The organism is Nostoc sp. PCC 7107, from assembly GCF_000316625.1.
Taxonomy (GTDB): Bacteria; Cyanobacteriota; Cyanobacteriia; order Cyanobacteriales; family Nostocaceae; genus Nostoc_B.
This window is the reverse complement of the sequence record NC_019676.1, coordinates 630,688-643,166: the sequence shown is the minus strand read 5'-3', so window position 1 is coordinate 643,166 and position 12,479 is coordinate 630,688. Positions and strand designations below refer to the sequence as shown.

10 protein-coding genes are annotated in these 12,479 nt (G+C 41.3%); 4 read left to right on the top strand and 6 right to left on the bottom strand.

The annotated features are described in order from the left end of the window. Positions 1-149: 149 nt before the first annotated feature. Complete coding sequence (locus tag NOS7107_RS02755; protein ID WP_015111461.1) at positions 150-1,088, bottom strand: alpha/beta fold hydrolase; 939 nt, start codon at positions 1,086-1,088, stop codon at positions 150-152. A gap of 136 nt (positions 1,089-1,224) precedes the next feature. Here NOS7107_RS02755 and NOS7107_RS02750 point away from each other — a divergent pair, with 136 nt between their 5' ends. Beyond that, positions 1,225-2,097 (top strand): shikimate dehydrogenase, encoded by an 873-nt coding sequence (locus NOS7107_RS02750; RefSeq protein ID WP_015111460.1) that lies wholly within the window; start codon positions 1,225-1,227, stop codon positions 2,095-2,097. 435 nt (positions 2,098-2,532) lie between these two features. Here the strand turns inward: NOS7107_RS02750 and NOS7107_RS02745 are convergent, their stop codons facing one another. Continuing rightward, the gene (locus tag NOS7107_RS02745; protein ID WP_015111459.1) at positions 2,533-3,990 is read right to left on the bottom strand and encodes a glycoside hydrolase family 13 protein; all 1,458 of its coding nucleotides are present in this window, start codon (positions 3,988-3,990) and stop codon (positions 2,533-2,535) included. A gap of 289 nt (positions 3,991-4,279) precedes the next feature. Between NOS7107_RS02745 and NOS7107_RS02740 the strand changes: the two genes are divergently transcribed. Then, positions 4,280-5,833 (top strand): sodium:proton antiporter, encoded by a 1,554-nt coding sequence (locus NOS7107_RS02740; protein WP_015111458.1) that lies wholly within the window; start codon positions 4,280-4,282, stop codon positions 5,831-5,833. A 17-nt stretch (positions 5,834-5,850) separates the two neighbouring features. Here NOS7107_RS02740 and NOS7107_RS02735 read toward each other — a convergent pair whose 3' ends face one another. The 3 genes from NOS7107_RS02735 to NOS7107_RS02725 all read right to left on the bottom strand — a co-directional run bounded on the left by NOS7107_RS02735 (position 5,851) and on the right by NOS7107_RS02725 (position 7,722). Beyond that, positions 5,851-6,393 carry a DUF3124 domain-containing protein gene (locus NOS7107_RS02735; protein WP_015111457.1) on the bottom strand — a complete coding sequence of 181 codons (543 nt, stop codon included), beginning with the start codon at positions 6,391-6,393 and terminating at the stop codon, positions 5,851-5,853. Positions 6,394-6,398: 5 nt separating this feature from the next. Then, the gene (locus NOS7107_RS02730) at positions 6,399-7,076 is read right to left on the bottom strand and encodes a TrkA family potassium uptake protein (RefSeq protein ID WP_015111456.1); all 678 of its coding nucleotides are present in this window, start codon (positions 7,074-7,076) and stop codon (positions 6,399-6,401) included. Between the two features lie 103 nt (positions 7,077-7,179). After that, positions 7,180-7,722: a hypothetical protein gene (locus tag NOS7107_RS02725; RefSeq protein ID WP_015111455.1), complete on the bottom strand. Its 543-nt coding sequence runs from the start codon at positions 7,720-7,722 to the stop codon at positions 7,180-7,182. A 682-nt stretch (positions 7,723-8,404) separates the two neighbouring features. Between NOS7107_RS02725 and NOS7107_RS02720 the strand changes: the two genes are divergently transcribed. Both NOS7107_RS02720 and NOS7107_RS02715 read left to right on the top strand, forming a co-directional pair. Then, positions 8,405-10,132, top strand: coding sequence for a S8 family peptidase (locus tag NOS7107_RS02720; protein ID WP_015111454.1), 1,728 nt, complete (start codon positions 8,405-8,407; stop codon positions 10,130-10,132). Positions 10,133-10,251: 119 nt separating this feature from the next. Then, complete coding sequence (locus NOS7107_RS02715) at positions 10,252-10,548, top strand: hypothetical protein (protein WP_015111453.1); 297 nt, start codon at positions 10,252-10,254, stop codon at positions 10,546-10,548. A gap of 192 nt (positions 10,549-10,740) precedes the next feature. Here the strand turns inward: NOS7107_RS02715 and NOS7107_RS02710 are convergent, their stop codons facing one another. Continuing rightward, complete coding sequence (locus tag NOS7107_RS02710; RefSeq protein ID WP_015111452.1) at positions 10,741-12,081, bottom strand: hypothetical protein; 1,341 nt, start codon at positions 12,079-12,081, stop codon at positions 10,741-10,743. Between the last annotated feature and the right edge of the window lie 398 nt (positions 12,082-12,479).

Genomic DNA, 12,479 nt, shown 5'->3' with positions numbered 1-12,479 from the left:
AGCGTGACAAGGCTAAAGTAGCGCATTAGAAAAAAGTACAAAACATTGATTTATCTCAATTTTATCCAAAATCTATTGCAACATTTTAGCTTTGCCACGCCACTAAATATACAGAGATTTTTTAGGAATCAAATCGGATTCCTCTATTTCTACTGAGAAATAGACACAACCCAATCCTTTAAAAGTTGATTGACCTGATTGGGAATTTCATCATGGGGACAATGACCTGCTTTGAGAAAATATTCAGTCAGTTGAGGATAATATTGGCGAAATTTTTGGGAACGTTCTCGCGCCTTCATCCAAGGATCAGCTTCGCCCCATAATAATAACAAAGGACAAGTTAATCGCTGCAATAGCACATCAACTTTTTCTCCTTGAGGACTACTGAACACAGAAACAAACACATCAAAAGCGCCAGTATCAAAAGCAGGGCGATAAATATCTTCTACTAATTGGTCTGTAATTGCAGTTTTATCTAAATAAACTTTTTCTAAAGTGCGGCGAATTACCCAACGTTGTCGCACATATTGAAATATTAAAAACCGGGAAAAAGATTGTTTCAAAACCCACTTAACACCATTAGCCAAAATTTTTTGTAGTGGTGACAGTTGTTTCGGCGGTTGAATTTGTGATTGTAACGCTTCTGGTTCGGCTGTGGTTTGGTTTTCGCTAAAAGGGCCAGCACTATTGAGTAATACTACCCCAGCAACACTATCAGGATATTGGGCTGCAACACACAAGCTGGCATAACCACCTAGAGAGTTGCCTGCTATGATCGCTTTGCGACCAATCACTTCACTAATAAAATCATGGAGTTGGTCACGCCATAGATCGCCACTGTACTGCAATTTGGGTTTAGCCGATCGCCCAAATCCCAATAAATCAATGGCAAACACTTCAAAATCTTGATCTAATCCATTGATGTTTTTGCGCCAGTGGTCTGTGGAAGCACCAAACCCATGCACCAACAACAAAGGCAGACGTTGTGTTTGCGAATTTCCCGCACGCACATAGTAAACTTTTTGCCCTCGCCACTGCCAATATTGACCAGGAACTGCATTTGTAGAGGGGGCTGTACTTACCTGCATAGTTACCAGAAATGTTAAGTAGCTCTTAATAATTGTAGAGCAGGATAGAAGAAGGAGTAGGAATAACTAATGACAATTGACGAGAACAAGAATAAGAGACAATAACCATTGACCATTGACTCTTGACTATTAATCAATGACCAAAGTTACAGGTACTACCGAATTATTAGGGGTAATTGGGCATCCGGTGGAACATTCACTGTCGCCGGTGATGCACAATGCAGCATTAGCCGCGTTAGGCGTAGATTATATTTATCTACCTTTTCCGATCGCACCAGAGAATTTACAAATAGCGATCGCAGGTTTTGCCACAATTGGGGTGACAGGTTTTAGTGTGACAATCCCCCATAAACAGGCAATTATGCCTTTACTATCAGAAATTACACTTGTAGCACAAGCTATAGGTGCAGTCAATACTGTTACCCGTAAAAATCAGCAATGGGTAGGTACAAACACTGATATCGAGGGATTTATCGCCCCATTACAAACAACATATCAGCAAGATTGGAGTCAAAAGGTAGCGATAATTTTAGGTAATGGTGGTGCAGCGAGAGCAGTGGTTGCAGGTTGTTATCAACTGGGTTTTGCTGAAATTCATGTTGTGGGACGCAACGAACAAAGATTAATCGAGTTCCGGGATAGTTGGGGAAGTTCACCCATAGCCGAGAAACTGCAAGTTCATACATGGCCTACTCTTGTCAAACTAATTCCCCAAGCTAATTTGTTAGTGAATACTACACCAATGGGGATGTATCCGAATGTTGATGACTCGCCATTGACTGCTGCGGAAATGAATGATCTGCCGTCAGGTGCGATCGCCTATGATTTAATTTATATTCCCCAGCCGACAAAGTTTCTGCAACAGGCAGAAAAACAAGGCGCGATTGTTATTGATGGATTAGAAATGCTAGTACAACAAGGCGCAGCGGCTTTAAAAATTTGGTTACAACAAGAAACTGTACCAGTTGATGTAATGCGCCAAGCACTGCGCCAACATTTAGGTTTGTAGGAAGTGACAGAAGCTGTTTACGGACGCGATCGCGTCCGTTATGGATGGAAGAAACAAGGAAAATCCTCTTCCCTTCTGCCTCCTGCCTTGTTTCTTAGGAGAGGGGTATGTCCGCCGCGAGTGCTTAGTCATCAGTCATTTGTCCCTTGTCAACACAAATGACCGATGACCAAAAAATTTGAGATTTCGGATTTGAGATTTTGGATGGGGAATTTTCGGTACAAGCACCACCCCTTCAGGGCGGAATTAATTCAAAATACTCGCTGCGCTGCTTACGCTTCCCTAACGCCAATCTAAAATCCGACGCTCAACGACTCGCTAACGCTGCGCTATCAAGCTCCACATTTTAGGGTGGAGTCAATCCAAAGTCCAAAATTGATTAACCAAGGACGACCTTTACGGGGAATTCCGTAATTTAGACGTGTTTTAGCTTATTTAAACCAAAATGCAACCAGTCCGAGGAGGAACAGTGAGAGAAAGTTGTTTAGTTTCTCCGGCGTTATTCCATGCAAATTCTGCATAGCCAAATAGCAGCTTGTTGGGTTGAGTTTGCAAACTAGTAATATCTATGTTTGCTTGAGCAGATGCTGTGCCAATATTAACAACTATCATTAATTCTTCTGTGCCTAAAGTCCGGGCAAAAACGTATAGTGTTCCTTGGGCATAGAGAACTTGATAATCTCCTATCCGCAAAGCTTGGTAAGCTTGTCGAATGTCAATTAATTGGCGGTGAGTTTGCAAAATTTCCTGATCCCAATTCGCTTCTAAAGGAAAGCTGCGGCGGGAGTCGGGGTCGATTGCACCAGGTAAACCCACTTCATCACCATAATAAATACTGGGCGCACCAGGAAAGGTGAGTAAAAGTAAAGTTGATAATTTGATGCTGGCTTTATCGCCGCCCGCAATGGTCATCAAACGTGCGGTATCGTGACTAGCAAGTAAGTTGAGTTGCGTTAGCTGAATTTCCCAAGGATATAGTTGCAATAGTTCTTGGATTTTAGTGGCATACTCAGCAGCAAATAAAGGTGGATAAGGTTGATAGTCCCGACTTTGAACTTGTTCTAAGACTACGCGATCGCCTGCGGCAAAGGCAATTGTCGGCCCAGCAAATAAATAATTCATTACACCGTCAAATTGCGTCCCATCTAACCACTCGCGGGAATCTCCCCAGACTTCGCCCACAATATAAGCTTCAGGGTTAATGGCTTTGACTCGCTCTCGAAATTCTTGCCAAAAACCAGGAGTTTTAATTTCAAATGGCACATCTAACCGCCAGCCATCAATGCCGAACTTCATCCAATATTCGGCAATTTCCATGATATATTCTCGCACTTCTGGGTTGTCGTGGTTAAATACTGGCAAAGCCCGATTATCCGCCCAACCTTCATAATTAGCGGGAAAATCACCATTGTAAGCAGACAGCGGCCAGCTATGAATTTTAAACCAATTTACCCAAGGCGAATGGGGGCCATTTTCCAACACATCATGGAAAAAGAAAAACCCACGACTCGAATGATTAAACACTCCATCCAAAACTACTTTAATATTCCGTTGATGGGCTGCTTCTAGCAATTCTTTAAACGCTTCATTTCCTCCCAACAACGGATCAACTTGGTAATAATCGTGAGTATGATAACGGTGATTACTCGCAGACTGAAAAATCGGCGTGAAATAAATCGCGTTAATTCCTAAACCTTGAATGTAGTCCAATCCCTCAATAATGCCCCACAAATCGCCGCCTTTATAACCTTGGAGTGTGGGCATTGCTTCCCAATCTTCCCAACGGGCTTCGTGTAACAATCGTTTACGCGGCTGTTTGCTTCTAGCAAAGCGATCGGGAAATATTTGGTAGAAAACAGCGTGCTTAACCCAGTCTGGTGTTTGAATTTGCATAGGTAATTATTTGTACCTTCAGGAGAGATTGTGGCAAATATTTCTACATTTATGACTCTTACCTATGATGGAAAAATACCAAAGAGTTTAATAGGAATTTTAGATTTGAAATTTTAGATTGTCGCGTTACTTAGCCTGATAAGTGATCAATTTATCTGCGCTTTTTGCTCTAAAATCTCATGCAGTAGTGAATATTTACTTGATAAATAGGCTCTGAAGTTAGTTGACAGGTGTACAACTTTTTTGCAACTTTGATCAATGGCATTCAAATAAATTCTGATTATTCACTGTGAATGTTACTGAATTAGTTAAAATTTCTATTATTCTCTTACTAGTTGCCACTGGTGTAGCCTTACTATCCCGTCGGTTGCGAGTTCCTTATGTTACGGGTTTGGTATTAGCAGGGTTGCCCATAACGGAATTATTATCTCATCGCATTGGTTTAGATCCTTCTTTGGTATTAAATCTGTTTTTACCAATTCTGATTTTTGAAGCTGGGATCAATACAGATGTTAGTCGTCTCCGCAGCACTTTTAAACCCATTGCCCTTTTAGCTTTACCTGGGGCTGTAGTTTCTAGTGCGATTATTGCCGTCGTGTTAAAACTAGGGCTGGGATTAACTTGGATACCTGCTTTACTGGTGGGTGTAATTCTGGCAAACACAGACACTGTTTCCATGATTGCAGTATTTAAGGAAATACCCGTACCTTCCCGACTATCTACTATTGTTGAAGGCGAAACTTTATTCAATGATGCGGCGGCGTTAGTTTCATTCAACCTAATTTTGCAAGTATATTCCACAGGTTCACTCACCTTAGTAGGAGGAATTCAACAACTACTATTTATTTCTTTAGGTGGTTGCGTTGTCGGGTTAGTATTAGGCTACTTAAGCATACCTGTATTTGCTCGTTTAGATGATCCTCTCAGTAGTCTGTTGTTAACGGTTGCAGTTGCTTTAGGAACTTTTCAGGTTGGGCAATTTCTCGGTGTATCAGGTGCTGTGGCGGTAGTTGTCGCTGGCTTAATTTTCGGCAATCTGGGACTTTCGCGCAATACTTCGGCTTCCAGTCGTATCACTTTGTTGAGTTTCTGGGAATATGCCAGTTTTACGGTGAACACGTTTATTTTTCTGTTGATTGGTTTAGAAATCAACTTAGTCACATTCTGGAAAACTTTACCTGCTGTTTTACTGGCTGTTTTAGCTTATCAAGCTGGACGAATACTAACAGTTTATCCACTACTAGCAACAGTTCGGTGGTTCGATCGCCCAATTCCTCTGCGTTGGCAACATTTACTGTTTTTAGGCAATATCAAAGGCTCACTGTCAATGGCTTTGGCTTTGAGTTTACCTATTGGTTTACCAAGTAGAGATGTTTTAATTGCTTTAGTTTTTGGTAGTGTGCTAGTTTCATTAGTCGGACAGGGTTTAAGCTTGCCTTGGTTAGTCAAACGCTTAAAATTATCGAAATTCTCCGCAACTCAGCAGCAAGTGGAAGAATTACAAGCGCAACTGATGACAGGTAAAGCCGCCCAGGATGAATTAGATAGCTTGTTGAAGTCAGGGGTATTACCAAAATCAGTTTACGAGGAAATGCGATCGGCTTATCAAGTCCGAGTGGCTGGGGCTGAAAAAGCTCTGAGAGACTTATATAATCGCCGTGTTAACAGTTTGGATACCAAAAATAGCGATTTGAGCAAATTAGATGCTATTCGTCGTCGCTTACTGTTAGCCGAAAAGGGTGTTCTCAACGAGGCGCTGCGTAAGCGAATTCTTTCGGAAGAAATTGTCCGCGGACGGATACAATCTCTTGATGAGCAAATGCTACAACTGGATGATGATTGATATCTTTTGAAGACTACCTATTTGTTTTGCCTTTTTATCACTTTTCCCGGACTAATAAACGAAATTCCTTGCTGAAAGTCTGTGCCAATCATCACCGCTTCAACTATCGGCTCAGATATTGCTGTTGAAGACACCCACTCGACAATAAAATTTGCGCCGACACCGCCCCGGCTATCATTGCGATTCACAAAAAATTCTGTAGAGGCGAGTGGATCTAGTTGAATTGGCTTTTCTAAATATTGCTCAATTAGTTTACCGTTGGAGTCGTAATAACGCACAGAAGTAATAATTATAGGATTAGTTACATCTGTATTTCTAATACTCAAGGTAGCTGCTAAATTAAAAATTTCTTGGCGATTATGATGATATATCTCAGAATAAATAGGAACATAAATAGTTTGACCTGTTGCTATTTTAAAATTCTGATCTAAAGTCACAATTTTATAAGCTTGACCACTGGGAGTTGGCTTAGTTTGTGACTTGACAGAATTTTCTGATGCTTGACAAGCAGACAGGAAAATAACTGCGATCGCTAAACAAATCTGTAAATAAAATTTCATGCAAATTACTTACAACCTTCGATAAAATCAATGACTTGATGTACACTTCCTGGTTTAGTCGCAATCAATACAGTCGAACCTGGCTCTAGAACTGTACTACCATTCGGAATCATCAAATCTTCATGGGGATGAGGTTGATAGCCAATAATCAAAGAACCACTAGGAAATCGAGAATCTTGCGCTATTTCGGCAAGACTGCGATTGACTACATAACAATTATTGGGAATAGCCAGTTTTAAAACTTCAATCTGCCCTTGCTCAAAGTGCATCATTGATTCTACTTGGGGATATTCAATGGCATTAACCATTGTGGAAACTGATAGTTCAACGGTGCTAATCACATGGTTTGCACCTGCTAAACGCAGTGGTTCTGCAAAATCACCATGACGCAAGCGACTTAAAATATGCGTCACACCATAATGTTTAGCCAAAGTTACCATTGCCAAGTTCAACGCATCACTTCTCAAAACTGCTACTAAGGCATCGGCTTTACGAATTCCCGCCTCTAACAACACTTCCGTACTCACAGCACTGCCTTCAAACGCCATTGCACCTACTTGTTCACGAGCATAGCGGCAAGCTGTAGGCTCTATATCAATGACGGCGACAGTATGTCCTAGTTCTACCAATTTTTGAGCCAAAGAAAGCCCTACTAAGCCTGCTCCACCCACTAGCACGTACATGGCTACTCCTGATACTCAAAAACTTTCTCCTTTACAGGTTAACAAGAAAGTGAATTTGACGACCTTGTTGGATATTGTGAGAAATACTTTGGTACTCACTATTTCAACTTTGAGGCACATCAATAACACGCCATTCCTGAATACCCCAACGTTGCAAAATTGGTTCAGCATGGAGAATATCTGCTTCTGTGCCTTCTATGGTTACTAAATAATTGCCCTGAAATACTTGATCATGATAAAGTTGCGCTGCTTCTTCCGGCAGAAACCAACCCCGCAGCGCACCAATGATTCCGCCAGCTGCTGCACTCGCACCACTTCCTAAAAGTGTGGCTAAAGCAGACTCAACAGCGAGGGCTGGGCCAAACCCAGGAATAAGTAAAACCCCAAAACCTGCGACTAAGGTAAGTAAACCGGCTGTTCTCGCAGTTGCTAATGCACCTATAGCTGCCCCTTCAGATTGAGTAATATTATTTGCTCTGGTGTTATTATCGTCAAGTTCAGGCTGGCGAGTAATTACAGAAATTTTATTCATCGAAAAGCCTGTATTTTTTAATTCGGCGATCGCTTGTAGTACAATTTGGCGATCGCCAAATATGCCAATAGCGTGCTGGAGTTTACCTAAAGTCATTTTGCCTACCAAAAACATACATAAACTGAGAAAGCTCTGAGCTTTGCTAGATTTGTTTTTAGTCTTAGCAACAAATATGACGAGAAAATGACTATCTATGGATAAATTTTTGACGCTTGATAGGGTGAAAAGCTGACTTTACATAACTTGCTCTCAGAGTTACTTACAAACAATTTTGTATTAATTACTACGAACTTTTAGCTTTATAATTCTTGATGTTTATTCATAACATTTAGTAATTACACAAAGTAAACTCTTGCCTTTACCTATTTACCGCAAAAATATATATCTTAACCAAAACGAGCAAAGTGATAACTTTTTCCGTAATCATTGGTACTGGCACTGAATTACTAAAAAGCACTTTTGAAATAAACATTGAATTTAGACACTCATAACCAAGTAATTCAGCTAATCATTTCTACTACATTTATTGACAATAGGATATTTCAGCAGTTACAACAACATCAAATGAGGAGAGAAATAATTCATAAAAATTAGGGAAAAATGAAAATTCTCGCATTAAAATTTATGAGTTATTGATTCATTCATAAACTGATTTATGGTTATCTAAGAAAACTATAGATACCCATAAATCCTCCAGAAATAAAGCAACAAACATCACCTGAATTTTACTAATTTAGAGTGAATTCTCTTACTGAAAAAATTACTGTTTTTCCCAAGAATAGAGGCTAAAACCACAATGAGACATGAAAAACTTTCTCCTGGGCTGCTGTTGGCAATGGAAGATTATCAACACGAAGGGCTACCAGCATTGATAACACATAAGCGATCGCTTGGTATCATGACACCCAAAAACATTGTCAAACCTACCAAAAGTCTGGTGTTTATCTACTGTGACGATGACGCAGATTTAAGCCACTTGGCACAATATGGCATAGAAATTAACCAAAATGTAGGCCATGTACGTACAGCTTTCCTCCCCATTGAAAGTTTAGATGCTTTATCCGAAGAACCAGCCATCCAGCGGATTAAACCATCGCGCAAACTCAAACTGCGGATGGATGTTGCGCCCCAAGCTGTAAAATTACCAGAATTTAAGAACAAAACTGGACTGTCCGGCAAGGGTGTAATTATCGGCGTGGTTGACAGTGGGATTGACCCAAAACATCCTGCTTTTGCTGGGCGGATTTTACGGTTATGGGATCAAACCTTACCAGGGCCAGGAGTTAAAGAAGGTGCTTATGGTGCGGAATTAACAGATGCCTTACTAACCGTTTCCCAAGATACTGACGGTCATGGTACTCATGTTGCAGGTATCGCGTCTGGTGCTGATGTTACCTACGGTGGTGTCGCACCAGACGCAGAATTAGTAATTGTCAAATCTGATTTACAGGATGCCCACATTGCCGATGCTGTCCGCTACGTTTTTCGAGTAGCTGGTGAGTTAGGACGGCCAGCTGTAGTCAATCTCAGTTTAGGTGGACACGCCGATGCTCACGATGGTAGCGACTCCCTTTCTCAAGTGATTGACGCAGAAACCGGCCCTGGCAGAATTGTTTGCTGTGCAGCTGGTAACGAAGGCAACGACAATATTCATGGTCAAGCCATCATCGCCAGTGGCAAGATGCGGGGAATGCGGTTTAATGTACCGTTAAATCAAGTGGGTATTGTTTGGTTGAATGCTTGGTATGCCAAAGACAGCCAATTAGAAGTTTCCTTACGCAGTCCTAACGGGTTTGTGACTCCTTTCCAAAAAATTATTCCTAACGGGAACCCAGCCGTAAATCATCAACTCCCCGATGCACGGGTGCAAATTGTCACCCCCGCCCCAGATGCGTCCAACGGCGACTATAATTTCTTCGTGCAGATTCGCGGAAATGGCCCCTCCCAAGTAATGGGCGGTATTTGGCAGCTAAGAGTCCGTAACACATCTGCCAATGATACCCGCCTAGATGTATGGACATTAGATGATACGTCCTCAGTATTTTTTACAGGTAATAGTGTCAAAGATTCTGTGAAAATTGGTGCGCCTGGATCTGCGGATAGTGCAGTTACAGTCGCAGCTTACACCACTAAAGTTAAGTACACAGATATTGATAACCAAGTGCGAGAAATGGGTTTAGAACCCAACTGCATTTCTGAGTTTAGTAGTGAGGGGCCGTTACGCAATAATGCCCAAAAACCTGATGTTGCCGCACCTGGAGCAATGATTGTTTCTGCTCTGTCTTCTAATGCCAATGCTGACCGTTCGATGACGATTAATTCTAAATTTTTGGCGATGGCTGGCACTAGTATGGCGACACCTTTTGTTACAGGGTTGGTAGCATTATTATTGCAGCGCGATCGCAATTTAGATTCCCAAGCCATCAAAGAGTTATTCCGCAAAAACAGTTCAATTCCTGGTAAACCAGCCGGAACCTTTGATCATAAATGGGGTTATGGCTTGATTAATACAGAGAATCTGTAATAAGACGTATAGATTGGTGTACTACGTCTGTATAAGGGTAGGTAATCAAAACCTCAAAATTTGATAGCTTAGTGTTAGGCCAGTTTCCCACTGCCTACCCTTTTACTCAGGAAATACTTATGAACTATCAAAAGCTAGGCGCAGCACTGGCGATGGCACTTAATGAGGTTCAAGATCCAGCAACACCGAGTTTAACGATATTTATTCATACTGAACCAATTTCCGAGGCGGCGATCGCAATTTTACAAAGTTTCGATGTTAGTGATGTTACTAGCGATAAAGATACTTTTACCGCTACCTTATCAGCAAATGCAATTTCCCAGCTATCAGAACAAACTTGGGTAAAATCTTTACAACTATCTCAACAGTTAGGTTTACTGAATAGTGGGAAAAGAATGCAAAGTTTCAAAATTTGAAAAGTTAATCATAGCAGAAGGCAGAAGGCAGAAGGCAGAAGGAAAAGTTTTACTATTCCTGGCATTCAAGCTTTCAAGTTGTCCTAACACATACGACTACCGCTATATAGTTACATCACTATTCAAAAAAATTTCCCGCTATTAGCTGTAGTAATAACGGGAATAGATATTATTTTCAATAAACTTTAGCAATTATCGAGTCGCAACTTGTGGCCCTGACCACACTTCTGTCTGATCCCCAAAAGTTACAGGCTGATCGGCATCTGTTGTATTTACTGTCTTACCATCAGTAGCAACTTTTACCAGAGGCCATTCTTCTTCACCCATTTCTCCTTCGCGGAAAAGTACGTGATCTGGTTGGTTTTTACTCCAACCTAGAAGTACCGCAATCTTTTCATGTTCTTCTTCCTGGCGAGATGGAGCAACGGTATTGGTGTGATTTTTTTGTCGATCCCAGATAACTGCACGATCTGTCGCGTCGCCTGTATTGAATACACCCTCAAACTTACGTGCTAAAAAGCGATCGCTTTTTTCTGACCAACTAACAGGAACTAATACCCCAATTTTGCCATTTTCTTGGATCTGTTCTGGTGGTGCAACATTACTATGTAATAACGGATCTTTAACTTGTGAAGTTGAAGCCATTACCCGCAATTTCTTAGTTTGTCTATCTTCAACAAACATCGTACTGCTAACATGACTGTTATACATTTCCGGTTTAATCTCCATCTGCACCCGGCTGTAAACAGCATACTTACCATCAGGAGAAACCACAGGTAAACTCCGGTAATAGCGCACTCCACTATTACCTTTTGCGCCAATTGCTTCTTGAGTCGCCACAATCCATTTCCAAGGAATTGGATGGGGGCTACCAATAGGATCTACTTGTTCTGCTTGCTCATCGCTAGGGATTTCCATTGCGGGTTCATCAGTTGTAGATTCTGATCCTGGCTCTTGGGGTATTGGTACGACCCCTGGAAGGCGATTTAATCCTGATGAGCCAACAAGAGAATTTTTTGCTGATGCAAAATACTTTTCTTGCACTAACGACTCAATCTCAGCGGCTTGGAGTTTTGTTGCTAACTTGAGGTCATTAACGCTGATGTTGGGAATTGGAGCTAGTTCTACTGCTGCTAAGGGATCAGCAGTAGTCATATCACCGCTTGCATAAGAACCATTTTTGATTGCATGATCTGCTACCACCAAAGACTCGATTTTTTGTGCCTGTATCACTGGCTGTTCCCCAACTACAACCAGATTCTGTGAAACTGAAGTAGATTCTCCGGTGCTGGAGTTATGCGGAGCATCTTGAAACATTCCTGCTAAATCAGGTTCACCAAAGTTAGCTTTCTCTTGAGGTACAGCTTCAGATTCTCCAGCGTCAGGAGCAACTTCAGCTACTACTTTGGATTGTTTAGCAGAGGTAGAGTGACCTGATGCTGCAACTAAAGGAGCAATCAGCATCACTAAAACAACGGAATTAAGAAATGGTTGCACACGGAACCATCCTGACAGCAAGAGGGGTTTGAGCATGTGTGGACTCTCTAGAAGTGCGGGTGCTGTGTGAGGAGCAATCGATGTCTATGTAGCAAGAAGAAAGGTGATGACTACAGGTATAACAATAAACTCACGGTTTTAACGAGTTGTGAGAAATAATTTTTTTAAATTTGCACTGCGTCACAAAAATTGATTATCATGAGCTACGCTTTTTGCTTAATAAATACTATTCACTTACGACAGTTTTGCCAGCACAAAATCGATGCAGATTCATCAAAAGATTACTGCATAAACTAAGGTTTTACACCTTTAACACATCATTAACCACAGCAGAAAACTGATAATTGATTAAGAAGTATCAGGCGCATTATGTTGGCTACAAATACTAGTAAAGGTTGGCGGAAATAAATCACCTATGATAAATGGCTGAAAAG